Source organism: Xanthomonas sp. NCPPB 1638, from assembly GCF_041475635.2.
Lineage (GTDB): Bacteria > Pseudomonadota > Gammaproteobacteria > Xanthomonadales > Xanthomonadaceae > Xanthomonas > Xanthomonas cucurbitae.
Map to the genome: position 1 here is coordinate 391,555 of NZ_CM192984.1, position 25,350 is coordinate 416,904.

General features: G+C 65.4%; 21 protein-coding genes. 15 read left to right on the forward strand and 6 right to left on the reverse strand.

The genetic code is table 11. From position 1 onward, the window contains the following. Positions 1 to 168 precede the first annotated feature (168 nt). Positions 169 to 2,286 carry a methyl-accepting chemotaxis protein gene (locus ACCQ13_RS01565; RefSeq protein ID WP_170066963.1) on the forward strand — a complete coding sequence of 706 codons (2,118 nt, stop codon included), beginning with the start codon at positions 169 to 171 and terminating at the stop codon, positions 2,284 to 2,286. Between the two features lie 124 nt (positions 2,287 to 2,410). Here ACCQ13_RS01565 and ACCQ13_RS01570 read toward each other — a convergent pair whose 3' ends face one another. After that, entirely contained in the window at positions 2,411 to 2,884 is a 474-nt protein-coding gene (locus ACCQ13_RS01570; RefSeq protein WP_104603004.1) for a YehS family protein, read from the reverse strand. Between the two features lie 194 nt (positions 2,885 to 3,078). Here ACCQ13_RS01570 and ACCQ13_RS01575 point away from each other — a divergent pair, with 194 nt between their 5' ends. The 8 genes from ACCQ13_RS01575 to purU all read left to right on the forward strand — a co-directional run bounded on the left by ACCQ13_RS01575 (position 3,079) and on the right by purU (position 12,848). After that, positions 3,079 to 5,586 (forward strand): S9 family peptidase, encoded by a 2,508-nt coding sequence (locus tag ACCQ13_RS01575; RefSeq protein WP_274396604.1) that lies wholly within the window; start codon positions 3,079 to 3,081, stop codon positions 5,584 to 5,586. Positions 5,587 to 5,924: 338 nt separating this feature from the next. After that, a complete protein-coding gene (locus ACCQ13_RS01580) occupies positions 5,925 to 6,842 on the forward strand; it encodes a LysR family transcriptional regulator (protein ID WP_104602952.1) in 918 nt (305 codons plus the stop codon). A gap of 283 nt (positions 6,843 to 7,125) precedes the next feature. Next, complete coding sequence (locus tag ACCQ13_RS01585) at positions 7,126 to 7,932, forward strand: TatD family hydrolase (RefSeq protein WP_104602953.1); 807 nt, start codon at positions 7,126 to 7,128, stop codon at positions 7,930 to 7,932. Positions 7,933 to 8,259: 327 nt separating this feature from the next. Beyond that, on the forward strand, positions 8,260 to 8,763 hold the full coding sequence (locus ACCQ13_RS01590; RefSeq protein WP_104602954.1) for a hypothetical protein: 504 nt from the start codon (positions 8,260 to 8,262) through the stop codon (positions 8,761 to 8,763). Positions 8,764 to 9,122: 359 nt separating this feature from the next. Continuing rightward, complete coding sequence (locus tag ACCQ13_RS01595; RefSeq protein ID WP_104602955.1) at positions 9,123 to 10,004, forward strand: NAD-dependent protein deacetylase; 882 nt, start codon at positions 9,123 to 9,125, stop codon at positions 10,002 to 10,004. Between the two features lie 81 nt (positions 10,005 to 10,085). Further along, on the forward strand, positions 10,086 to 11,192 hold the full coding sequence (locus ACCQ13_RS01600) for an NADH:flavin oxidoreductase/NADH oxidase (RefSeq protein WP_104603005.1): 1,107 nt from the start codon (positions 10,086 to 10,088) through the stop codon (positions 11,190 to 11,192). 180 nt (positions 11,193 to 11,372) lie between these two features. Further along, complete coding sequence (locus ACCQ13_RS01605) at positions 11,373 to 11,768, forward strand: XVIPCD domain-containing protein (RefSeq protein ID WP_104603006.1); 396 nt, start codon at positions 11,373 to 11,375, stop codon at positions 11,766 to 11,768. Between the two features lie 228 nt (positions 11,769 to 11,996). Further along, positions 11,997 to 12,848, forward strand: a complete 852-nt coding sequence (gene purU, locus ACCQ13_RS01610; RefSeq protein ID WP_104603007.1) for a formyltetrahydrofolate deformylase — start codon at positions 11,997 to 11,999, stop codon at positions 12,846 to 12,848. 201 nt (positions 12,849 to 13,049) lie between these two features. On the opposite strand, the gene ACCQ13_RS01615 is transcribed toward purU, so the two are convergent. Then, positions 13,050 to 13,931 (reverse strand): methylenetetrahydrofolate reductase, encoded by an 882-nt coding sequence (locus ACCQ13_RS01615; RefSeq protein ID WP_104602956.1) that lies wholly within the window; start codon positions 13,929 to 13,931, stop codon positions 13,050 to 13,052. 163 nt (positions 13,932 to 14,094) lie between these two features. After that, complete coding sequence (locus tag ACCQ13_RS01620) at positions 14,095 to 15,009, reverse strand: LysR family transcriptional regulator (protein ID WP_104602957.1); 915 nt, start codon at positions 15,007 to 15,009, stop codon at positions 14,095 to 14,097. 181 nt (positions 15,010 to 15,190) lie between these two features. Between ACCQ13_RS01620 and msuE the strand changes: the two genes are divergently transcribed. The 3 genes from msuE to ACCQ13_RS01635 all read left to right on the forward strand — a co-directional run bounded on the left by msuE (position 15,191) and on the right by ACCQ13_RS01635 (position 17,980). Further along, positions 15,191 to 15,784 (forward strand): FMN reductase, encoded by a 594-nt coding sequence (gene msuE, locus ACCQ13_RS01625; RefSeq protein WP_104602958.1) that lies wholly within the window; start codon positions 15,191 to 15,193, stop codon positions 15,782 to 15,784. A gap of 155 nt (positions 15,785 to 15,939) precedes the next feature. Then, positions 15,940 to 16,923, forward strand: a complete 984-nt coding sequence (locus tag ACCQ13_RS01630) for a DUF1852 domain-containing protein (protein ID WP_104602959.1) — start codon at positions 15,940 to 15,942, stop codon at positions 16,921 to 16,923. A 28-nt stretch (positions 16,924 to 16,951) separates the two neighbouring features. Beyond that, positions 16,952 to 17,980, forward strand: coding sequence for a methionine synthase (locus ACCQ13_RS01635; RefSeq protein WP_104602960.1), 1,029 nt, complete (start codon positions 16,952 to 16,954; stop codon positions 17,978 to 17,980). 150 nt (positions 17,981 to 18,130) lie between these two features. On the opposite strand, the gene ACCQ13_RS01640 is transcribed toward ACCQ13_RS01635, so the two are convergent. Continuing rightward, a complete protein-coding gene (locus ACCQ13_RS01640; RefSeq protein WP_104602961.1) occupies positions 18,131 to 19,573 on the reverse strand; it encodes an OprO/OprP family phosphate-selective porin in 1,443 nt (480 codons plus the stop codon). 442 nt (positions 19,574 to 20,015) lie between these two features. Beyond that, the gene (locus ACCQ13_RS01645; protein ID WP_372372335.1) at positions 20,016 to 20,903 is read right to left on the reverse strand and encodes an NmrA family NAD(P)-binding protein; all 888 of its coding nucleotides are present in this window, start codon (positions 20,901 to 20,903) and stop codon (positions 20,016 to 20,018) included. A 135-nt stretch (positions 20,904 to 21,038) separates the two neighbouring features. Here ACCQ13_RS01645 and ACCQ13_RS01650 point away from each other — a divergent pair, with 135 nt between their 5' ends. The 3 genes from ACCQ13_RS01650 (at position 21,039) to ACCQ13_RS01660 (ending at position 22,934) form a co-directional block, all read left to right on the forward strand. After that, positions 21,039 to 21,470, forward strand: coding sequence for a winged helix-turn-helix transcriptional regulator (locus ACCQ13_RS01650; RefSeq protein ID WP_104602962.1), 432 nt, complete (start codon positions 21,039 to 21,041; stop codon positions 21,468 to 21,470). Between the two features lie 364 nt (positions 21,471 to 21,834). Beyond that, the gene (locus ACCQ13_RS01655; protein WP_223214389.1) at positions 21,835 to 22,305 is read left to right on the forward strand and encodes an SCO family protein; all 471 of its coding nucleotides are present in this window, start codon (positions 21,835 to 21,837) and stop codon (positions 22,303 to 22,305) included. 83 nt (positions 22,306 to 22,388) lie between these two features. Further along, positions 22,389 to 22,934, forward strand: a complete 546-nt coding sequence (locus ACCQ13_RS01660) for a copper chaperone PCu(A)C (protein ID WP_159406517.1) — start codon at positions 22,389 to 22,391, stop codon at positions 22,932 to 22,934. Between the two features lie 159 nt (positions 22,935 to 23,093). Here ACCQ13_RS01660 and ACCQ13_RS01665 read toward each other — a convergent pair whose 3' ends face one another. Then, positions 23,094 to 25,229, reverse strand: a complete 2,136-nt coding sequence (locus tag ACCQ13_RS01665; protein WP_159406518.1) for a TonB-dependent receptor — start codon at positions 25,227 to 25,229, stop codon at positions 23,094 to 23,096. Positions 25,230 to 25,350: the final 121 nt, after the last annotated feature.

A 25,350-nucleotide genomic window follows, 5' to 3' on the forward strand; every position in this document is an offset into this window, starting at 1 on the left:
CGCTGCATCCGCAGGCGCAATGCGTGCAGATCGCTGCACCTTTCCGATATCTGCAGTGTCATCGCGGTTGCGTGTTAGCCGATCTGGTCCGAATGCAGGCGCCCAGCTCGCTTCAGAGCATACGGGTCACGTCGATAACCCGGGTTGAGCCCCGACTCTGGATTCACCATGTCCACCCCGTCCCTGCGTTTTGTCAGCCTGCAAAGCAAACTGCTTGGTGCACTTGCGCTTGGCTTGTCGATCATTTTGTTGTGCGCACTTGGCGGGCTGGGGACGGCGTGGTTGAGCCTGTCCGGCAAGGTGCCGCCTGAGGTGGCGCAGGCGTCCAGCAGCGAGGAGATCAGCCGCGACTTTCGCATGCAGGTGCAGGAGTGGAAAAACGTGCTGATTCGCGGGCGCGACCCGGCGCTGCTGGACAAACATCTGACTGCCTTCCGCGACAAGGGCCGGCAGGTGCAGGCCAGCACCGAGGCGCTGGCCAAGGCAACCCAGGACCCGCAGGCGCGTGCGTTGTCGCAGCAATTTGCGCAGGCACATCTGGCTCTGCAGGTCAGTTACGAGGCGGCATTGAAGCAATTCGCGCAAGCCGGGTACGACACCCAGGTGGGCGATCAGCTGGTGAAGAGCCAGGATCGCGCGCCCAGCCACACGCTCGAAGCATTGGTCCAGCGCAACAAGACGCTGGCCGATGTCGCGGTGCTGGCCGGAGCGCAGTCGGCGCAGCGCAAGCTGGTGTATTCGGCGCTCGCCACCATTGCCGCCGCGCTGTGCCTGGTGGCGGTGCTGGGGTGGTGGATACGCCAAGCGATCGTGCGTCCGATCGAAGCCGTTGCGCAGGCCGCGCGCCTGGTGGCGGCCGGCGACCTGTCGGCGCGTGCGGCGGTGCAGACGCGCGACGAGATCGGCTTGCTTGGGCAGGCGATGACGCAGGTGGTCACCACGCTGGCCGATGTGTCCAGTGCGCAGGCCGACATGGCCCAGCGGCATGACGCCGGGCAGATGAGCTACCGCATGGATGCGCAGGCCTTTCCGGGTGCCTACGGACGGATGGTGGATGACAGCAACGGCTTGGTCGATGCGCAGGTCGGGCTGATTGGCACCATGCTGCAGGTGATGCAGCATTACGCGGTGGGCGACATGTCGGTGGACATGCCGCGCCTGCCCGGCGAAAAAGCCCAGATCACCGATGCGATGGATACCGCCAAGCGCAACCTTGCCGCGATCAATGGCGAAATCCGCAGCTTGGTGGATGCCGCCGCCGCTGGCGACTTCGCCGCCCGTGGCAACGCCGATGCGTACCAGTTCGAGTTCCGCGGCATGGTCGATGGCCTCAACGGTTTGATGCACAACGTGGACCACAATCTGGGCGAGCTGTCGCAGCTGCTCAAGGCGATCGCCGCTGGCGACCTGACCGCGCGCATGCACGGCAACCAGCAGGGCGTGTTCGCGCGGATGCGCGACGATGCCAATGCCACCTTGCAGCGCCTGACCGAGATCGTCGGCGACATTACGCTGGCCGCGCAGACCATCCGGACTGCGTCGGCGGAAATTGCCGCCGGCAACACCGACCTGGCCCGGCGCACCGAACAACAGGCCGCCAACCTGGAAGAAACCGCCGCCTCGATGGAAGAGCTGACCTCCACCGTGCGGCAGAACGCCGAGACCGCGCAGCAGGCCAGCCGGGGCGCGCAGGCGGCGGCGGAGATCGCCAGCCGCGGCGGTGAGATGGTGGCCAGCGTGGTCGACACCATGGGTGAGATCGAAGGCGCGTCCAGGAAAATCGCCGAGATCATCAGCGTCATCGACGGCATCGCCTTCCAGACCAATATCCTGGCCTTGAACGCGGCGGTGGAAGCAGCGCGTGCCGGGGAACAGGGTCGCGGCTTTGCCGTGGTGGCTTCCGAAGTGCGCGCGTTGGCGCAGCGATCGGCCGGTGCCGCCAAGGAGGTCAAGCAGTTGATCGATGCCTCGGTGGACAGCGTCGAACGTGGCAGCGCCCGCGTGGATCAGGCCGGGCGCACGATGCAGGACATCGTGCAGTCGGTACAGCAGGTCACCACGCTGATTGCGGAGATCTCCGCCGCCTCGCGTGAGCAGGCGTCCGGCATCGAACAGGTGGCGCGCACCCTCAACGACATGGACGAGACCACCCAGCGCAATGCGGCGCTGGTGGAAGAAGCCTCTGCCGCCGCGCGCGCAATGGAAGAACAGGCGGTGGAATTGAGCGAAGCGGTGGCCGTGTTCCGGCTGGATGCACGCACGCGGCGCCTGGCGGCAGTGGCGTAAGCGAACAGGGCTTGCGCCTGCGCCCGGCGCCGCGCGGGCGAGACAGCTGCACGCTCTCTGACAGCGACGTGCGGGCCGGGAGACGTGGCCGCACAGCGTGCAGCCAGACAGCGCGCACCGGCGTTCAGCCGGCTTCGCGGACGCGCGCGGTCAGCCCCTTGAGGAAGGCGCGCAGCAGCTGGTCGCCGCAGGGACGGAAATTCTTGTGGCCCGGTTGGCGGAACAAGGCGGACAGTTCCGGCTTGGACAGCGGGAAGCCGGCACTGGCGAAGATCGCGTGCATGTCCAGGTCCTTGAGTTCGAAGGCCACGCGCAGCTTCTTCAGTACCAGGTTGTTGCCGACGCGGCTTTCCAGCGGGCGTGGCGGCTGGCTGTCGTCACGCCCGCGAAAGCGCAGGACCAGGCCATCGAGGAAGCGCGCCAGCATGGCATCGGTACAGGGTTCGAAACCGAGCTCGTCTTCCTTCTTCAACCAGGCCTGGACCTGCGGCTTGTCGAGCGCGAACGCCGGGTCGGCCAGGTGGGTGATCTGCACCACCTTGTCGTCGCTGAGGTCGAGCATGTAGCGGATGCTGCGCAGTACATCGTTGTGGATCATGACCATTCCGGAGCTCCGACCGTGGCCGGAAAGCACATAGTCTACGGGGCCGGAGTGAAACCTGGCTGACACCGCCGGCCCGCGTGGAGCGGCGACGGACTGCGGTCGCCGCGACAGGCATGCGTAAGCGTATCGTGCAGCGGCAGCCGGGGATGCTAGGTTCGCCTGAGACCACTCTTCGGGAATGCACAGCGATGGGACCTTCGTACCGATACATCGGGCTGCTGGCACTGGCCAGCCTGATGCCACTGGCCGCTGCCGCTGCCGCACCCGACGGCGCTTACCGGCAACCGCCGGAACCGCTTCTGGGCGTGATGCGCGCGCCGCTCAATCCTTCTCCGCTGCTGGACCCGACCGGCACCACCTTGCTGCTGGTGCAACGCACTCAGTATCCGCCGATCGCGCGTGTGGCCGAGCCTTACCTGAAGCTGGCCGGTGTGCGGGTGGAGCCGCGCACCCATAGCCGCCACGACCGGTCGAACGGCTATGGCATTCGTGCCTGCCTGGAAGGGTTCAGTCTGGTGGACCTGGCCAGCGGCCGGCAGACGCCGGTGAACCTGCCGGCCGGCGCATGCCCTGCGCTGCCGGTATGGTCGCCGGACGGGCGGCGGTTCGCGTTCAACGTCACTGCCGCCGATCGTGTGGAGCTGTGGATCGGCGAGGTTGCCACCGGCGCGGTGCGCAGGGTCGATGGCGTGCAGCTCAACCCGGTGCTGGGCGATGAGCTGCAGTGGCTGGGCGGGAGCGCGACGCTGCTGGTCAAGGCGGTGCCGGCGGACCTGGGCCCCGCCCCGCGCAAGACCGCCGTGCCGCTCGGCCCGCAGGTGCAGGAAACGCTGCAGGGCAAGGGCGAAAGCAGCACCTACGAAGCACGCGACACCTTGTCCGGCCCGGAAGACGCGGCCTTGTTCACGTATTACGCCACCGCGCAGCTGCTGGCCGTGGATGCGGCCAGTGGCGCCCAACGCCGGTTGGGGCGGCCGGCGGTCTACGCGGGGGTGGACGGCGCGCCCGATGGCCGCCATGTGCTGGTGGAGCGGCTGAAACAGCCCTATTCCACTGTCACCACCTATGCGCGGTTTGCCCACGACGTGGCGGTCCTGGACCTGGACGATGGCCGCGAGCGCGTGCTGGCCGATCTGCCGGTGGCCGATCGGGTGCCGGTGGCGGGCGTTCCGACCGGGCCACGCGCGCATGCCTGGCGTGCCAACCAACCCGCCACCCTGGTGTGGGCCGAGGCGCTGGATGGCGGCGATTGGAAAGCCAGCGTGCCCGCGCGCGACAAGCTGCTGACCTTGGCCGCGCCGTTCACCGCCAAACCGCGTGAACTGGCGCGGGTGCAGCAGCGTTATGCCGGGCTGTCGTGGTTTGCCGACGGTGGGCGGGCGTTGCTGGAGGAGGAGGACGAAAACCGCCATTGGCGCCGTACCATCCTGCTGGAGACGGATCGGCCGGGCAGTGCCGGGCGGGTGTTGTTCGACCTGTCCACGGACGATCTGTATGCCGATCCCGGCACGCCGGAAATGCGCCAGCAGACCAACGGCCATCCGGTCCTGCGCGAGCAAGCTGGTGCGCTGTTGCTCAGCGGAAAGGGCGCCTCGCCCGCAGGCGACAGGCCGTTCCTGGATCGTTATGCGCTGGAGACCGGCAAGACCGAGCGCCTGTTTCGCAGCGATACCACGGTGGACGAAGTGTTCGCCGGCTTTGCCGGCGACGATGCGGCGCAGCTGCTCACCTGGCGGCAGTCGCCGACCGATCCACCCAATCTATACCTGCGCCGGCTTGGCCAGCGGCAACCGGCGACAGCGGGGGAGGCGGTCTATGCGTCCACCGCCACGGCCGTGACACATTTCCCGGACCCCACACCGCTGGTGCGCCAGATCGGCAAGCGTCTGGTGACCTACACGCGCAAGGATGGCGTGGAGCTGTCGTTCACCCTGTACACCCCGCCCGGCTACAAGGCGGGAACCCGCGTGCCTGCCATCCTCTATGCCTACCCGCTCGACTACGCCGATGCGTCCAAGGCCGGTCAGGTCAGCGGTGCCGGCGATCGCGACTTCACCCGCCTGCGCGACTATCAACTGTTGCTGCTGGCCGGTTACGCGATCATCGACAATGCGGCGTTCCCGATCGTTGGCGACCCCAAGACCGCCTACGACACCTATCTGCAGCAGCTGGTGGACAACGCCACCGCCGCCGTGGACAAGGCGGTGGCGCTGGGCGTGGTCGATCGGCAACGGATCGGCGTCACCGGGCATAGCCATGGCGCACTGATGACGGCCAACCTGCTGGCACATACCGATCTGTTCCGGGCCGGTGTCGCCACCAGCGGCAGCTACAACAAGACCCTGACCCCCTTTGGATTCCAGAGCGAGCGCCGCTCGTTCTGGGCGGCGCCGGAGGTGTATGCGCAGGCGTCGGCGTTCTTCCACGCCGACAAGATCAACGAACCGTTGCTGATCGTGCATGGCATGGACGACGCCAATCCGGGCACCGAAACCACGCAGGCACCGCGCCTGTTCCAGGCGATCCGCGGCAATGGCGGCACCGCACGCCTGGTGCTGCTGCCGTTCGAACCGCACTGGTACACCGCGCGCGAATCCAACGAGGACGTGGTGGCCGAAATGCTCGACTGGTTCGACCGCTACGTGAAGCATGCGCCGGCGGGTGCGGCCCCCGCTGGTGCCAACCCGGCACCCTAGTCCACTAAATCATTGAAACGATCCCACTTGGCGCATTACAGCCGATTCCTCGGATTCAGTGGACTAGTCTGCGGTTGGCCACAGCGCTCGGATGGGCGCTGCGTGTCGATCGCTGCTGGCGACAGGCAGGTGGCCAAGAGGGTGCTCGCCGGCAGTTGCTCGGGTATTGCGAATGGACCGCCGTCGATGCGGCCAACGCCATGTCGGCGATCCATCGACGCCGCCGACATGGCCTCGATGGAGCGTGGATCGGCTTCGCCAAGCCGGCGCTGTGTGATCGAATAGTGCGTGTTCCTCTTGCCAACGCACGCCATGCAACGCCAGCCCAACTCCAGCGCATGCTGACCTTCTCCCGCTTCACCCGCTACTTCATCGAGGTGGCCCGCTGCGGGAGCATCCGCAAGGCGTCGGAGGTGCTGCATGTGTCGGCCTCGGCGATCGACCGGCAGATCCTCAAGGCCGAGGCCGAACTGGGCGCGCAGCTGTTCGAGCGCCTGCCCGGGCGGCTGCGCCTCACGGCCGCCGGCGAGCTGCTGCTGGTGGACGTGCGCGGCTGGGAGCAGGCCTATGCACGTACGCTGGAACGCTTCGACGAGCTCAAGGGGCTGCGCCGCGGGCATGTGGAGATCGCCATGATCGACGCGCTCAGCGAAGGCGTGGTGCCGGCGGCGGTGGCCGCCCTGGTGCAGGAGTACCCCGGCCTTACCTTCAACCTGTCCACCGCCGGCAACCAGCAGGTGATGGAGAGGGTGACCTCGGCGGACGTGGACATCGGCCTGCTGCTGGACCCGGTGAGCGGGGCGGACCTGGAAGTGCGGGCATTCGCGGACATCCCGCTGGGCATCGCGATGCCGGTGGGCCACCCGCTGAGCGCACGCACCGAGGTGCAGCTGAACGAGGCGCTGGAGCATCGGCTATTGCTGCCGGCAGCGCCATTGATTGTTGGCGAGCACGCCAAGGTGCTGTACCAGCGCCAGCATATCGACGTGAAGCGGCTGACCCATTGCAATGACGTGCGCAGCTTGCGCGGCCTGGTGCTGGCCGGTGCCGGGGTGGCGCTGATGTCGTGGCTGGACGCGGCGCCGGACGTGGCCGACGGCCGTCTGGCCTTCGTCCCGTTTCGCCGGCATCTGACCAAGCCGATGACGCTGGCCTTGTGCGTGGCCCCGCAACGCCAGTTGTCGCGCGCGGCGCAGTTGGCGATCCAGGCGCTGGCCGCACGCATCGATGCGATGGCGGTGCCCGTGGTGGGTTGAGTGTGTTGCGCAAGCGGCCCTCACCCCTGCCTCTCTCCCGCAGGCGGGAGAGGGGAACGGCAACGCACTGGCTGCGGGGCGATGGTGTGCAGGTGCTGCTGGTGGCATGCAGTGCTGTCAGCCGTGTTCGGGCAGGTAAAGCGCGCGCAGCTGCTGACGAAAGTAGGCAGATGGTGCAGCAGCTGTCCCTTCTCCCGCTTGCGGGAGAAGGTGCCCGCAGGGCGGATGAGGGCAACCCTCACCCAGTACAATCGCATCTGCTCTTTCAGGCCACACCCGCACCATGCAGTTGATCGATATCGGCGCCAACCTCACCCATGACTCGTTCGATCGCGATTGTGAGGCAGTGCTGCAACGCGCCCGCGACGCCGGCGTGACGCAGCTGGTCGTCACCGGCGCCAGTCGCGAGCATTCGCCGCTGGCGCTGCAACTGGCGCAGCAGCATCCTGGGTTCCTGTACGCCACCGCCGGCGTGCACCCGCATCACGCAGTGGAATTCACTGCCGAATGCGAAGCGGAAATGCGCGCCTTGCATGCGCATCCGCAGGTGGTGGCGGTGGGCGAATGCGGGCTGGACTACTTTCGCGATTTTGCGCCGCGTCCCGCTCAGCACAAGGCGTTCGAACGCCAGCTGCAATTGGCGGTGGACAGTGGCAAGCCGCTGTTCCTGCACCAGCGCGATGCGCACGAGGACTTCATGGACATCCTGCGCAACTTCGATGGCAAGCTGGGTGCGGCGGTGGTGCATTGCTTCACCGGCACGCGCGAGGAATTGTTCGCCTACCTGGATCGCGACTACTACATCGGCGTTACCGGCTGGCTATGCGACGAGCGTCGCGGCGCGCACCTGCGCGAGCTGGTGCGCAACATCCCCGCCAACCGGCTGATGATCGAAACCGATGCGCCCTACCTGCTGCCACGCACGCTCCAGCCCATGCCCAAGGATCGCCGCAACGAGCCAATGTTCCTGGCCCATATCGCCGAGGAGCTGGCGCGTGATCGTGGCGAAGCGGTGGAGGTGACCGCCGCCAACAGCACCGCGGCGGCGCGTCGCTTCTTTCGATTGCCGATGCCTGCCGCAGACGCTTGAATAAGCGGCTGTACGCGGTGACTGCGTTGACGAGCGGGCGCAGTGCCACGATGCAGATGCCTTGACCATCACTGCGTCGGCGTGTCTTACCACGCCTGCCAATGCAGCCGGCAGGTGTGTTGTACTGCATCGGTATGCGTCATTGGCCTTACTACCAACATAGAGACCAGGGTGCGTTTGGATATCAAGGTGCACTCATGGAGTGCACATTTTCTACCGTCGAAAGCGCTGTACAGTGCGGTATTTGACGGCATCTGACACATTCAGTTGCTGCGTAATCTCACGAGATGGTTTGGTCATCCTGCGGTCTTTTTGCGGTCACAGCGCATGTCCATCTTCCCCTGCGGGCAATTGGCCCATCGCAACGAAAGGAAGAAAAACATGCACATTCCCAGCGCACTGAACCGCAGCATGCTCGCCGTGGCTGCAGTGCTCACTCTCTCACTGTGTGGCGTCACTTCAGCCTATGCGCAAGCGGTCAGAGCCAGCGGTGACTTCTCCTATCAGGCCACCGCCGTCAAACGTCTCGCCAACTGCGCGGCATCGGCGTGGTACAACGATTCAAGGGTTGGCGGTGCCATCAACGAATGCAATAACGCCGACACCGACGCCAAGTGGGACAGCGTCCATCTGAACGCGGCAACCTACATGGAGATCACTGGTGAACGGGTCGGTTACGGAAATGGCGCATGCCCTGCACAGCACGGTTTTCAGTACATCAAGTGTTTCTACGTGGCAGGCCGCAAAAAAGGCAATCCGGTCATGACGGTATCGGCGGTGTCGTACGGGTCAGGAGGAATGACGGCCCGAGTCAGCTGGTACTATCAGTAACGCGATGACGGGCCGTGTACTGCGCCGTCTCGATGATCGGGACGGCGCAGTGCCGCCTTACGCAAGCCGGAATAGATGTAATCGCCAATGCTAGCCGCACCAGCGGCATGCGCCTGTCGATATCCAGTGGGCCAGGCCGACAGGGGAAGCGGTCATCATCTGCAAAGCGTCTCTGGCGCGCCATGCGTGACCTTCACAGATGTTGCGCCGTGTCCGGTGACAATGCGCACTGCAGTACGCACGGTTCGCTTCGCTGCACCATCGCGGCATCCCGTGCTGCAGTCGGTTCGGTAACGCTTGCGGTACGTTGCGCGCGACTTGCATTTGCAAGGTGACCTCATGGCGATTGGAGTTGTTCGATGACCGCTGCCCCCGCCCAAGCCGACGACGCGTTGCAGGCGTTCATCCAGCGCCACCAGCGCCTGTTCGTGCTCAGTGGCGCCGGGTGCAGCACCGATTCGGGCATTCCCGATTACCGCGACCTGCAGGGTGGCTGGAAGCGTCCACAACCGGTGACGTTCCAGGCCTTCATGGGTGAGTTATCCACGCGCCAGCGTTACTGGGCACGCAGCCTGGTCGGCTGGCCAAGGTTCGGGCTGGCCAAGCCCAATGCCACCCATCACGCACTCGCCGCACTGGAAGCGCGTGGCCAACTGGAATTGCTACTCACCCAGAACGTGGACCGCCTGCACCAGGCTGCCGGCAGCCTGGCGGTGATCGATCTGCACGGCCGGCTGGATGTGGTGCGCTGCATGGGCTGCGAACGCCGCCTGCCGCGCACCGAATTCCAGCTGCTGCTCGAACAAGCCAACCCCGGTTGGGCGGAACTGGACGCCGCCCAGGCCCCCGATGGCGATGCGGATCTGGACGATGTGGCGTTCGATCGCTTCGTGGTGCCGCCATGCCCGGTATGCGGCGGGGTGCTCAAGCCAGACGTGGTGTTCTTCGGCGAGAACGTGCCGCGCGAGCGGGTGGAGCGCGCGTTTGCGCATCTGCAGGCCGCCGATGCGGTGCTGGTGGTGGGGTCGTCGCTGATGGTTTATTCGGGCTTTCGCTTCGTGCAGGCGGCAGCGCGCAACGGCGTGCCAATCGCGGCGCTGAACTTCGGGCGTACGCGCGCCGACGCGCTGTTGAGCCTGAAGGTGGAGCGTTCGTGCGCGGATGCGCTGGCCTTTCTGCAGCCATCGCCTGATCCGCTGCACACCGTAGCGGCTAGCGACGCCAGTGCACGCTGTGCATGACGCTGTGATCCATTGCAGCGGTTGTGCAGTGGTGCGGCACGCAGTGCAATGGGGATCTTCCCTGTGTGCCTGGATGCTGCCTTGAGCCAGTTGTTTACTCCCATCGCGTTCGGCCCGCTGACGCTCGCCAACCGCATCGTCATCGCACCGATGTGCCAGTACTCCGCACAGGATGGCTGCGCCACCGATTGGCATCGCATTCACCTGGGTACGCTGTCGCAATCGGGCGCGGGCCTGTTGATCCTGGAAGCCGCTGCGGTGCTGCCGGAAGGGCGCATCAGCTACGCCGATCTCGGGCTGTACAACGATGCCAGCGAGCGCGCGCTGGCTGACGTGCTGCACTCGGTGCGCCGCTGGTCGCCGATGCCGATCGGTGTCCAGCTGGCACATGCCGGGCGCAAGGCCTCCACCGACCTGCCGTGGAATGGCGGCGAGGCGATCGCATCCGACCACGCCAATGGCTGGCAGACCGTGTCGGCCTCGGTGCTGCCGTTCCGCGACGGCCAGCCATTGCCGCAGGCGTTGGACCAGGCCGGTATCGATATGGTGGTGGCCGCGTTCGTGGACTCGGCCATCCGCGCCGAACGCCTGGGCCTGCAGCTGATCGAGTTGCATGCCGCGCATGGCTATCTGATGCATCAGTTTCTATCGCCGTTGAGCAACCAGCGCAGCGATGCCTATGGCGGCTCATTGGAAAACCGCATGCGGCTGACGCTGCGCATCTTCGATGCGGTGCGCGCGGCGATATCTGCACGGATGGCGGTGGGCGTGCGTCTCTCGGCCACCGACTGGGTGGACGGTGGCTGGGATCTGGAACAGAGCATCGCGCTGTCCAAGGCGCTGGATGCGCGCGGAGCGCACTACATCCATGTCTCCAGCGGCGGGCTGGATCCACGCCAGCAGATCGCGTTGCAGGACGGTTACCAGATTCCGTTCGCGCAGGCGATCCGCGCGCAGGTGGGCACGCCGGTGATCGGCGTGGGCCTGGTTACCGAGCCGGCGCATGCCGAAGCGATTCTGCAGCAGGGCCAGGCCGACGCCATCGCGCTGGCGCGCGGCCTCCTGTACGACCCGCGTTGGCCGTGGCATGCCGCCGCTGCGCTGGGCGCCAGCGTCACGCCGGCACCGCAATACCTGCGCTGCGAGCCACGCCAGGCGCGCGGTGTGTTCGCCAGTGGCCCGGCTTGAGGCAAGCTGCGCGAGCGGCTAAGGTGCCTGCTCGATTCCGTCTGGCGACGATCTGCGCGATGCGCAACGCATTCCAGCCACCACAGCGCCTTCCAAGGAGAATGCGATGCGACACCCGCACATCAGGCCCGGTTCCCGCGCGTGTCCATCGCGCGTAGCGGCCTGTGCCGGGCACGCAGCATGAGCACGCCGCCTCCGGTCGTCGATCAGGGCCAGGTCGGCCCGGACCATCCCGAGCATCCGGACCATTGCCTGTACGCGCAGATTCGCGAGGCGGTGTGCGCACTCGATACCGAATTGAACAAACCTGCCGACGAGGCCAGCGAACGCATGGTCGCGCGCCTGCTGCCGCTGGCCAAGCAACATGGCCTGGACCGGGTGGATCATGTGGTGCTCAGCCGGCACCTGGGCGAAGTGGGCGAGAACGTGTTCCTGGTGCGCGGCGAGCTGTCCGACCCGGCGCATCTACGCGCACATATCACCACCCAGGAAGTGATGGACACCACGGTGGAGGCGTCGATGCTGCAATTGAACGAGATCAACCGCCGGCTGATGCTGCGCCTGCCGCCGCGTTGAGCGCGACCAATCGGCCTGGCTGGGTGGCCGCGTGATGCAACGCCCTGCTGCCTGTTGCGCTCCAGACGTATCCATCAAGGCTGTCAGAGCGGCGGATGTGTGGCCCGGATATGTGCGCAGTCATCTGCGTCGGGTCAGGGCTGTAGTTGGCCCCGCGCTGCATCCGCTGCGACAGTTACGTACGCAAGCACCGCGCCGGGGGAGATGCGCATTGGCTATCATCGCCCGATGCGCTCCGACTACATTCTTACGCTGTCCTGCCCCGACCGCACCGGTATCGTCTATCGCGTGACCGGCCTGCTGTTCGACCTGGCGTGCAACATCCTCGATGCCCAGCAATTCGGCGATGACGAAAGCGGCCGGTTCTTCCTGCGCGTGCATTTCGACAAGCCGCCCGGCACCGGGATCGCCAGCCTGGAGCAGCGGTTTGCGCTGCTCGCCGACACGTTCCAGATGACCTGGCAATTGCACGATGCGCGCCGCCGCGCGCGGCTGCTGGTGCTGGTGAGCAAGCAGGGGCACTGCCTCAACGATCTGCTGTTTCGCACGCACAGCCGGCAATTGCCGGTGGATATCGTGGCGGTGGTCTCCAACCATGCCGATTTCGCGCCGCTGGCTGCGTCCTACGGCATCGACTTCCACCATCTGCCGGTCAACGCCGATACCCGCGCCACGCAGGAAGGCCGGTTGCTCGCCCTGGTGGAGCACTTGCAGATCGACCTGGTGGTGCTGGCCCGCTACATGCAGATCCTCTCGCCCACGCTGTGCCGCGCACTGGCCGGGCGCGCGATCAACATCCACCACAGCTTCCTGCCCAGCTTCAAGGGCGCGCAGCCGTATCACCAGGCGCACGCACGCGGGGTCAAGATCATTGGCGCCACCGCCCATTACGTCACCGAAGACCTGGACGAAGGTCCCATCATCGAACAGGACGTCGCCCGCGTGGACCACGCCATGACCCCGCGCGATCTGGTGCGCGTGGGCAGCGATACCGAATCGCTGGTGCTCGCCCGCGCCGTGCGCCGCCACGTCGAGCACCGCATCGTGCTCAATGGGCATCGCACGGTGGTGTTTCGCTGACGACGTGCCCGCCGTCAGTGCAGCATTGGGCAGCGACCCATTCCGCAGCAAGGCGGCGTTTCCCTCGGGACGTGGATTGGCGAGTGGTGTCGATCGATCCATGACGGCTATCCCAGTCACGAAGATGGCCGTCTCCTTGGGGCCGGGCATTGCATTTGCCGCCTGGCTTACGTCCGCTTCGCCTTGCCGCGTTGGTATTGCTCACCGCAGTGCGGTTGGCGTCCAGGTACTGCTCCGGGAGCGGTAGTGCTCCACCCACGCGACCGAACGTGCGACACCGCCGAACGGAAACACGTGCAGGCGGACATCGCCATGTGCATGCATCAGGCCGGCGGCAAGGCGATCGACGAAGCGGTCCGGCCCTGCCGTTCCAAGCAGCTTGCCGATCGAGATGCCGTAGCTGGACAGCATCGCCGCGCTGGTGCTCACACCGCACCTTGCGGCATAGCGGGCGAGCACTGCAACGCCGGCAGGACCTGGCACACCCACGCGCACCGGCGTGTCAATGCCACGCGCGCGTAGTGCCTCCAGCCACCGCAATACAAGGTCGGCATCGAACGCGAATTGCGTCACGATCAGCGGGGCCATGCCGCGCTCGGCGATGCTGCGACACTTGCGGTCCAGTACATCCCATTGGGCGCCTGCATGCATGGCTGGATGGCCTTCCGGGTGTCCGGCCACGCCGATGCTCTTGATCCCTGCGCGCTCGAAGACGCCTGTGGCGATCAGCGACGCGCTGTCCGGAAAGGGCCCGATCGGAGACGACCGATCACCCGCGATCACCAGGCAGTGCTCAACGCCGGCAGTATCGACGGCGCGGCTGAGGAAGGCTTGCAAGTCGTCGAGCGAGGTGACGCGGCGCGCCACCAGGTGCGGCATGGGCGCAAAACCAAGCGCGCGCACGTTCCGCGCGGCGGCCAGACGCATCGCGTCGTCCTGGCCGGGAAGGGATGGGATGGCAATGAGGGAGCCGGGTATGATCCGCAGCGCCACTGCGGACAGCGCGGCAATGTCGTTCGCGCCCACTTCCAACGAATAGGCGTCGATGCGTGTGCCGGCGGGCCCGATCGTGTCTTGATGCATCAACGGTTGTGCCGTCCTTCAATGATGGGGTGGCTTCGGAACATCCGCACGGAGTGAACACCGCAGAACGGCGCCCTGGCCCTCATCGGCGCAGCAGCCATGCAGCGGATGACGTCGTGGCAGCCAGGCAGGGCACGTGGCGCGCGCCGGGCGATGGTGCACATCAGCGGGTTGCCGGCGGACGGGCGGTGGCATTGGCAGGCTGGCGCGCCAGTTCGATGAAGGCCCGCAGGTAGTCGATGGCGATATCGGCCTCGCGCGCGCCCAGGAAGATCTGCTTGGGAATGCCGCGCGCACCCAGCCGGACCGGCACCACGTCCATCCTCGCCGCATATTCCTCGACCAGCCAGCGCGGCATGGCGGCCACGCCGCGGCCACTGGCCACCATTTGCATCATGATGTCGGTGGTTTCGATGGCCTTGTGGCGGCGGGGCGTGACACCGGCCGGCAGCAAGAACTGGCTGTAGATATCCAGCCGCTCCAGGTCCACGGGGTAGCTGATGAGCACCTCGCGGGTCAGCTGTTGGGGCTTGACGTAGGCCGCCGACGCCAGCGCGTGGTCCTTGGCCACGACCAGCACCTGCTCGTAGTCGAACACCGGCTCGAACCTCAGCCCGGGTTTGAACAGCGGGTCGGGGGTGACCAGCAGATCGATCTCGTAGCCAAACAACGCGCCAATGCCGCCGAACTGGAACTTCTGCTTCACGTCCACATCCACATCCGGCCACGTGGCCAGATAAGGCGACACCAGCTTGAGCAGCCATTGGTAGCAGGGATGGCATTCCATGCCGATGCGCAGCGCGCCGCGCTCGCCCTGCGCAAACTGCCCCAGGCGCTCTTCGGCCAGATCCAGTTGCGGCAGCACCCGGTTCGCCACCGCCAGCAGGTATTGGCCGGCCTGGGTCAGCCGCAGGCTGCGCCCCTCGCGCAGCCACACGTCGGTGCCCAGCTGCTGCTCCAGCTTCTTCATGCTGTGGCTCAGCGCGGACTGGGTCAGGTTCAACACGCCGGCAGCGGCCGTCAGCGAGCCTTGCTGCTCGACCTGCTGGACGATGGTGAGATGGATGCGCTCAAGCATTCAGATGATCCGAATTCATGGATTGTTGAAATAACACCATTTTACTTCATTGAATGCCAGCCCTAGCATCGGGTTTGTCGTCGTTCGCCTGCGTTTGAACACGTCCGCACCAGGATCACCATGGGTCGGGCCTGCACGTTCTGGCGGCAAACCCGCTTTCCCACTGCTCAGGTCGACCTGCATGACTGTCACCCCGCCACCTCCACTTCGCGTCGTTGCCGTCTCTGGCGGGCTGCAGCGTCCCTCCAAGGCCGCCGCGCTGGCACACCACCTGATGGCCCTGATCGGCGACGAAGTCCCGTGCGCGCCGCATCTGGTCGAACTCGGAGCGTTGGCACCGCACTTTGCCGGCGCGCTCTGGCGCTCGCAGGTACATGAAACGGTAGAGCAGGAACTTGCCGCCGTAGAGCAGGCCGACGTGCTGGTGGTGGCAACGCCGGTGTATCGCGGCTCGTTCACCGGGCTGTTCAAGCACTTCTTTGACTTCATCCGCCAGGACGCCCTCGTCGACATCCCGGTATTGCTGGCAGCGACCGGCGGCAGCGAACGCCATGCCTTGGTGATCGACCATCAACTGCGGCCGCTTTTCAGTTTTTTCCAGGCGCGCACGTTGCCGCTGGGCATCTATGCGACCGACCGGGATTTCCTGGACTACCGCGTGCACAACGAGGCACTGGCGGAGCGGGCCAGGTTGGCGGTGCAGCGGGCACTGCCGCTGATCGCGTTGACGCGGCAGGCGCGCACCAGCACCGCAACCGCAGTGGCCGCCGCTTGAGCGCCATCGGCTGCACGGCGGGCCACCCGCGCTTGCCGCGAGAGGATGCGTTGGGGCGTGCCTGCCGATCCAGCGTCCAGGCGCGCATCCAGCCGGCACCCATCGCTGCGCCGCAGGGCGCGCGTCTCACCCAAAGAAACAAGGCGTCCGTTGCAATGACTCAGGAATTCACCTTCACCATCAAAAGCCTCCGGTTTGACGAGGACTACCAGCCCGCAGCCACGACGCGCAACACCACCAACTTCGCCAACCTGGCCAGAGGGCAGCGTCGTCAGGAGAATCTGCGCAACACGCTGGCGATGATCAACAACCGCTTCAACGATCTGGCGCATTGGGACAACCCCGCGCGTGATCGCTACGTGGTCGGGCTCGACATCATCTCTGCCGAGATGCATATCGGTGGTCATCACGCCGGTGAGGCTTTTCCGTTGATCGAGATATTGAAGCCCCACATCGTCGATCACCACACCGGTGCGCGCATCGACGGCATTGCAGGGAATAATTTTTCATCCTACGTGCGCGACTACGATTTCAGCGTGTTGCTGCCAGCGCACAATCAGGACAGCTCCGCTTTCAACATTCCCGAGGATTTTGGCAGCCTGCACGGCAGGCTGTTCAAGCACTTCGTGCACTCCGATGCCTATGCTGCGCGCTTCGACAAGCCGCCGGTCATCTGTATCAGCGTCTCCACCAGCAGAACCTATCACCGCACCGGAAACCAGCACCCCATCTTGGGTATCGAGTACAGGCAGGATGCGTTTTCGCTGACAGATCAGTATTTCGAAAAGATGGGCCTGCAGGTGCGCTACTTCATGCCACCGAACAGCGTTGCCCCGTTGGCGTTTTACTTCTTCGGCGACCTGCTTGGTGACTACAGCAACCTGGAGCTGGTCGGCACCATCAGCACGATGGAAACCTTCCAGAAGATTTACCGGCCAGAAATCTACAACGCCAATTCTGCAGCCGGTGCGATCTATCAGCCGAGCCTGAAACATCAGGATTATTCGTCCACCCAGATCGTCTACGACAGAGAAGAGCGTAGCCAGCTCGCCGTGACTCAGGGCAAATTCACCGAAGAGCACTTCATCCGGCCCTACGGCAACCTGCTTGCGCAATGGGCGTCCCGCCACGCTTCCTGACCAACCCCAAGGCAAGACATCACTCATCATGAATCAGCTGCTCCCCACCTCAACTGCCGGCAGCCTGCCCAAGCCGTCCTGGCTTGCGCAACCGGAAACACTCTGGTCGCCCTGGAAACTGCAGGACGACGCACTGATCGAAGGCAAGCAGGACGCCTTGCGCCTGTCGCTGCAGGAACAGCAGCATGCCGGCATCGACATCGTGAGCGACGGCGAGCAGACCCGCCAGCATTTCGTGACCACCTTCATCGAACACCTCAGCGGTGTCGATTTCCAGAAGCGCGAGACGGTCAGGATTCGCGACCGCTACGACGCGAGCGTGCCGACCGTGGTTGGCGCGGTGAGTCGCCCGAAATCGGTGTTTGTGGACGATGCGAAATTCCTGCGCCAGCAAACCCGCCAGCCCATCAAGTGGGCGCTGCCCGGTCCCATGACCATGATCGATACGCTCTTTGACGCGCACTACAAGAGCCGTGAAAAGCTGGCCTGGGAATTTGCCAAGATCCTCAATCAGGAAGCCAGGGAACTCGAAGCCGCTGGCGTGGACATCATCCAGTTCGACGAGCCGGCCTTCAATGTCTTCTTCGACGAGGTCAATGACTGGGGTGTTGCGACCCTTGAGCGCGCGGTCGAAGGACTCACCTGCGAGACCGCCGTCCACATCTGCTACGGCTACGGCATCAAGGCCAATACCGACTGGAAGCAGACCCTGGGGTCGGAGTGGCGCCAGTACGAAGCGTCGTTCCCCAAGTTGCAGGCATCCAGCATCGATATCATCTCGCTGGAGTGCCACAACTCGCACGTGCCGATCGATCTGATCGAACTGGTGCGCGGCAAGAAAGTCATGGTCGGCGCCATCGACGTGGCCAGCACGACGATCGAAACACCCCAGGACGTGGCCGACACCCTGCGCAAGGCGCTGCGGTTTGTCGATGCCGACAAGCTCTACCCGTCCACCAACTGCGGCATGGCGCCGCTTGCCCGCCATGTCGCACGCGGCAAGCTCCAGGCGCTCAGTGCCGGCGCGCAGATCGTGCGGGCAGAGCTGTTGGCTTGACGGGCCAGCAAGACGGTTGCGCAGCGGCACTTGGTCGCAAGCCAATGCCGCCGCCGATCAGCGGCGGTCCTGGCGCAGTGGATCTGGCGACGCACTCACGCACAAGCCCCGGAAAACCGGGGCTTGTGCATTTTCCATCATGTCGAAGGATCAGTAATTGACTTGCAACTGCACCCGCAGCAAGTCGCCTTCCACCACCGGGTAGGGTGCGGTGGTGACATCGGTGCGCTTCATCTTCGAATACGCGAACACCAGTTCCAGCGCATCCATCGGCTGCCATTCAACACCGGCCTCCACCTCGTCCAGCTGCATGCGCGGTGCATTGGTGTCGAACTTGGAGCCGCCACGGTAGGTCTGCCACTTGAGATAGGGCAACAACGTGCCGTAATTGAAGTCGTGCTTGAACATCGCCTGGACGTACCCACCACTCAGCGAGCGGGTGCGGATACGGCGCTGTTCCACGTCCAGTTCGGGGCCGCGGCCCACCGTCCACTCGGCCTGCAGGCCGAACGGTTGCGGGTAATAGATGATGTGCGCGGCCACGCGCTGATCGGTATAGCCGTCTGGATCGGTGATGGCCGGAGTGAAGTTGCGCCCGCCGATGTTCACCGCTGCCGCGCTTGGCACGAAGCGGCCGGAATAGGCGTCTGCACCCACTTCCAGGTATTGCCCGTTGGCGAACTTGAACGGGTAGGTGGCGTGCACCACTGCATGCATGCTGTCGTTGCGTTCTGGACGGTTGGCGCCCTGGCCGTTGTACACGCCCGCACCCAGCACGCCGTAGTCGCCCGAGCCCTTCAGGCCGGACTTGACCAGATCCTGGAAGCGGCCCTTGGCCACGGTGGGGCTGTAGTAGAACACCGCGCCCAGATCGCGTTCGTCACGCAGGCCGGAATTGAGCGCATCGGCGCGGTCCAGGGTCAGGCGGTTCTGGCTGGACTGCAGGTTTTCCCAGCCGTAAGGCATTTTCGACTGGCCCACCCGCACGCGGTACTCGCGCTGCTTGTCGAAGTAGATGTCCGCGTACGCATCGCGCAGCTGGGCGAAGTTGGTGGTATTGGTGCCGGCCGGCGTGCTGGCAAAGTCCGGCTGGAAGTACAGCGAGACGTACTCGTTGAGATCGCCGCTCAACACCAGGCGCGCACGCCGGATGCCCAGGCTCTGGTCGTTGCCGATAAAGCGGTCGCCCGGTGCACGCAGGTCCTGCGCATCGCCGCCAATGCCATGGTTGTAGCGAATCTGGGTGTAGCCACGCAGGCTGAGCTTGTCGTACCACTTCTTGGGCGCATCGCTCGGCTTGGCCGCTGCTGCCGGTACTGGTGCCGGCACGGTGGCTGCCTGTGCGACGGCGGTTTCCGCTGTGCCTGGCACCGCCGGCGGCGGTGCAGGGGCGGCCGGCAACGCCGAGGCCGGCAGCTTGCCGCTGTCGTCCACCTGCACGAATTTGCCCAGTTTGTCGCGCCCGGGCGCCGGCTCGGCGAAGATCTGCTTGGTCTTGCGGTCGACGTACAGCTCCAGCTCGGCGGCAGCGATGCTGCCGCTGGCGGTAACGCCCAGGGCGCACAGAACAGTGGCGAGATTGCGTTTTTTCATTGGTCCGGCTCGTACAAGGGAAACGGGTCGGCGGCTGCGTCGCGCCGGCGCTGCACCGGTGGCGGCGAGCAAGGCGGCAAAGCGCCGGCCCCGGCGCCCGGTCTTCCTGACGTAGCGGCAATGGCGCTAGTTATATTTAGATTTCATGTCAGTTTGGTGACATCGGTAGGGCAGTCAGGTGTGGCCCTTGCGACAGTAGCGTGTCGGCGCGATGGCAGTGATGCGACCGAGGCGAGGCGAGCCCATCTGCGCGCAGGGGGCAGCGGGCTGCTGGCGCCCTGGCGCACGCCGGCGGCCCTGTGAAGGACGCATCGGCAGGTCCCGAGGGGCCTGCCGATGCCTGTCCGTGGCCCGTTTGCTCGTGGACATGGTGTGCCACCCATGTCGTGCGGGTGGCCGTTGATACGTGCCGGCGTATCGACTGCGCGGCACTGCGCCCAGCTCAGCCCAGCTCGGCGTGTCGCAATCCTGTTGCCACCGCCTCGCGCAGCGGCGTGGTCGGGCGGCCGATCAGGCGGCTCAGGGTACGACTGTCGTCGAACAGGCTGCCGCCGCGCGAGGACGCCGAGCACTGCGCCAGTGCCTGCGCAAACCCGGCCGGCAAGCCAACCTGCACCAGCGCCGCCGCGTAGTCGGCTTCGGCAAGGTCGTGATACGCCACCGGCTTGCCCGACTGCCGAGCCACCTCGGCGGCGTACTCGGCCATCGTAAAGGCCGTATCGCCGGCCAACTCGTAGACCTGCCCGGCCTGCGGTGCATCGGAGGCCAGTACCGCTGCGGCGGCTGCGGCATAGTCGGCACGCGTGGCGGCGCTGATCCTGCCATCGCCCGAGCTGCCCATCGCCCCGCCGTGTTCCACTTCGGCCGCGATGGAGCCGGTGTAGTTCTCGGTATACCAGCCGTTACGCAGCAACACATGCGGCACGCCGCTGTCGCGCAGCAGCGCCTCGGTGGCGACATGTTCCTCGGCCAACGACAGCGTGCTGGTATCGGCGTGCAGGATGCTGGTGTAGGCGAGCAATTCCACGCCGGCGCGCTTGGCCGCCTCGATCACATGGCGATGCTGCGGCACACGGGCGCCGACGGCATTGGACGACACCAGCAGCACCCGGCCGACGCCTGCAAACGCCTGGTCCAGGCTGTGCGGGTTGGCGTAGTCGGCCTGACGCACCGTGATGTCGCGTTTTGCGAACCCCGCAAGTGACGCTGTATCGCGCGCCGTTGCTACGATGCGGCTGGCAGGCACGCGCTCAAGCAGCGCATCGACGACCAGCTCGCCCAGTTGCCCGCTGGCGCCGGTGACAAGGATCAGGGGGGAAGTAACTGCCATGGTGCGCTCCAATAGGTTTAGAAGTGAGATTTGGTCTAAAATTTAGACTGCGTGGTTTGCGAGCCTATTGTCATGACCGCGCGTCCCTTCGCAAGGAGGCAGATTTATTCCCCCTGGTTACCATGAGATACCCTCGTGAACGCGATTGCCTTGTTCCCGCCACCGCCGTCCCTTGAAGGCCCGTTCGACGCCACCAAGTGCCCGGTTCGCGATGTGCTTGACCAGATCGGCGACAAGTGGACCTTGCTGATCCTGTTGACGCTGGTCCCTGGCCCGTCCCGTTTCAGCGTCATCCAGCGCGCGGTCCCGGACATCTCCAAGCGGATGCTCACCCAGACCCTGCGGAATCTGGAACGCAACGGCATGATTACGCGCAAGGTCTATGCGACCAAACCGCCTAGCGTTGAATATGCACTGTCCAAGCTCGGCGTCGCGTTGCTTGGCCCGGTGTCGCAACTGCTCAACTGGGCGGGCGAACACCATGCCGACATCTGTGCCGCGCGCGAGCGGTTCGATCGCGCGCAGCACGCGGCTACTGCATTGGATGCCGAGGACGCGCTGGCGTGAGGGCCTGGCCGTTGCGTGTGTGGTTGCAGCCAGCGTGGTCGTCTTGTAGATGTGTGTCTTTGATCCAACCCATTTGCGCCTCAAGCACACTGTGATCTGGCAGGCGCAAGGCTCACGGCGCAGTGGGCGGGTGGATGTCTGTGCATGACCGCATGCCCGGCTACAATGGCCGGATATGCAGAACAGGCAGGCATCCACGCCCATGCGGCTGTCCTCAGGCGAACGTTCATTGCGCAGGTCTGCGCAACATCCCATGCAGGATCTCTTGCGACATGTAGCGACCGCAATGGCCATCCTGTGCCTGCTGTGCGGGTGCAGCCGGCCACCCCTGCATGGCGCTGATCTGGGCGCGATGGGGCGCGGAGTGAGCGTGTATCTGAAGGACACCGACGGTCGCCCGCGGCCATCGCAGAGCTTTCGCGGCAAGGTGCTGGTGCTGTTCTTCGGCTTCACCCGTTGCCCGGAAATCTGCCCCACCACGCTGGTACGCGCGGTGCAGATCAAGCGCCAGCTCGGCGAGGACGCACGCGACGTGCAGTTCGCGTTCGCCACGCTGGACCCGGAAAGAGATACCCCACAGGTGCTGCGCACCTATGTGCACGCCTTCGACCCGGACTTCGTGGGTTTGACCGGCACCGAGAACGAGGTCAAGGCCGCCGCCGCGCAGCTCAATGTGGTCTACGTCAAGGTGCCGATCGGCAACACCTACACCATCGACCACTCCACGCGCAGTTTCGTCTTCGACCGTACAGGCCAGTTGCGCGTTGGCCTGGCGCATGCACAGAGCGTCGAAGACTGCGTTGCCGATATTCGACAGGTGCTGGAGAACCACTGACGCTGCTGTCCGAACCTCTCACCCCGACGCCTGCCCGTCACCATGCGGCGGGTCTTTCCATCATGAGCCAGAGGTAGTCCGCCATGAAAACGCACGCCCTGTTGTTCGTCACTGCGACACTTGCGCTGACAGCCTGTCAGCCTGCCAGCGATCATGCTGGCCGCGACGGTTCGACAGCATCCGTGTCGGCACCGGCACCGACGCCACCGGCCGCCAATGCGGCCGTGCAGGTCGACCATGCCTGGTCGCGTGCCACGCCGCCGGGTGCCGCAGTGGGCGGTGGTTACCTGACCCTGCGCAATCACGCCAAGGCGGCAGACCGGCTGTTGAAAGTGGAATCGGCCGCCAGCGCGCGGGTGGAAATCCATGAAATGCGCATGGAGGGCGATGTCATGAAGATGCGCCAGCTGGACAATGGCCTGGAATTGCCGGCCGGCCAGGCCGTCACCCTGGCACCGGGTGGCAACCATCTGATGTTCATCGAACTGCATTCGCCATTGGTTGCTGGCACGCCAATCGAAGCGACCCTGCGCTTCGAGCATGCACCCAGTGTGACCGTGCGCTTCGATGTCCTGCCCATGGGTGCGGATGCACCGGGCGCGGACGCATCCATGCAACATCATCATTGAGGCCAGACCACCCCGGCGTCAGGCGGCGCCGGGGGCGAACTTGCGTGTCGGCTGCGTGCATTCGGCGCCGCTGCGATCGCGCAACTGTACGACCATGGACAGGCCGACGCCCAACCTGCGGTCACGCGCACTCACGATGCGTGAGTGCGCGCAAGGCGATCAGAACCGATGGTCCACGGTGAACTCCACGCGTCGATCCGCGCCCAGGAACCACTGGGTGTCGGTGTAGTAGGCCGTCTCGTAGAACACCTTGTCGAAGACGTTGAACACGCGTGCGGTCAGGCGGGTTGCGGGGCGCGCCTGCCAGGTCAAGGACACGTCCGTGGAGCTGTAACCCGGTAGCTCCAGGCGGTTGGCGTTATCGGCGTAGCGCTTGCCGACATAGCGCACGCCGGTGCCGGCACTCCAGCGCGGGGCAAACTCCCAGCTCACCCATGCATTGGCCAGCCGCTCGGCGACGTTCGGCGGCACGTTGCCGTCGCGCGAGACCGCCATGGCCGGCGTGCCGGTGGTTTCCAGGAAATCTGCGAACTCGGCCTTGAGCACAGTGGCGTTGAGATCCAGCGACCACGCCGGAGTGAACGCCCAGTTCAACGCGGCCTCCAGCCCCTTGGAGGTCTGTGCGCCGATCTGGCGCTGACGCGCTGGATCGAGCGGATCGCGGCTGAGCAGCCCGGTCTTGCGGATCCGGTAGGCGGCCAGGGTCCACTCGCCGCGGTCAAAACCCTGCTTGAAACCCACTTCCACCTGCCTGCCCCTGGACAGGTCGAACGCCGCGTTGCCGGGGCTTAGCATCAGCAGACCGCTGACCGGATCCGATGCCTGCGAAAACTGCGCGTAGAAACTCGCGCCGGGTTGCACTGCAAACACGCTTCCCACACGCCAGCCGGTGTTGGAATAGGTCTTGGAGAATGTCTTCTGCCCGATGAGCAGGTCGTTGCGCTGAATCGTTGCACGGTCGTGACGCAGGCCAGCCAGGACCGACCACCGCTCCGTGAGGGCCAGGCGGTCTTCGACGAACAGCGCGGATTGTTCGGCGTTGTTGCGATACCTGGGCAGCGTGGGCGCATCGCTGACGAACAGCCCCGGCACCGGTCGAAGCGGATCCACCGGACCAGAGCTGCCCGAATAGGTGTTGTTGATGTGCTTGAAGTGGGCGCGGTTGGCATCCAGGCCTACCGCCAGGGTGTTGGCCATCCCGCCGATGGCGCTGCGCAAGCGCAGCGTGGAGGTCAGGCCGGTCTGGTCCTGGCGGTGGGTGATCTGCGTATTGTCGGACCGGTCGATGAGGCCGCTGGCAGGGTTGTAGACATAGCCTTCGGCGTTGCGCCACTCCCGCCGGCTATCGACCTGGTACAGGCGAGTACGCCACTCCACTGCCTCGCTGGGTGTCCACACTGCATCCAGTTGGCTCCAGCGATCCCGAAAGCGGATGAGGCTGTCTGACACGTTGTAATTCTTGCGACGCAACGCCGCACGTTGCCGGCCATCGATCAGCGGAGTGCCGAAGTAGCGCATCGGGCGCTGGTCGCCTTCGGCATGGGTCAGCGTCAATTGCAGGTCGGGGCGGGCCTGCCACAGTAGCGCCGCGGAGAGGGTGGCATTGCCGTTGTAGCCGCGATCCACCCAGCCGCTGCTGTAGTTGCCGCTGACATCCAGCCGATAGGCCAGCGTGGGGCTCAACCCGCCGCCGCTGCCCACGCCCAGCCTGGCCGTGTCCTGGCTGCCCACGGTGGCCTGCAGCGTGTTCTCTATCGTGCCCAAGTGGGGACGCTTGGGCACGATGTTGACCACGCCGCCGATCGCGCCGTCGCCGTAGATCACCGAGGCCGGCCCGCGCAGCACTTCGATCCGCTCGATCGACCAGGTATCGAACGGGAAGGTGACACCCACGCCCCCGTATTGGCGGATGCCATCGTACAGCCGCATGACCGATGCACTATCGGTGAAGCCACGGCTGGACAGCGCACTCAGGCCATTGCCGGGATGCGGCATGGGGCTGATCGCGCCCGCGCGGCGGATGGCATCGTTGAGGTTGGCATCGCCGCGCGCGCTCAGCTGCGCGCGCGCGATCACGGTGAGACTGGCTGGCGTGTCGAGCACGCTCAAGGCAAGTGCAGAACCGGTGGTGCTGGTATCGGCCAGCGTGCCGACGCTGGCGTCGACAACGCGGATCGTGTCCAGCGTGGTGGGCGTGGCGCGTTCCTGGGCGAATGCGGCAGCCGGATGCAGCAGGAGTGAAGCGATGGCCAGGGCGAGTCGCCCCGGATGCAGGATCAAGGGAACGCAGGACATGGAAGATTCCAGACAATGAAGCGCTGAAGTGCGCGGGCAGACGTCGTGAAACGACTACGCCATCACTGGAGGGCCACGGGGACGATGCGCCGCGCTGTGGGCGAACCGCGGTGCGCAGAGC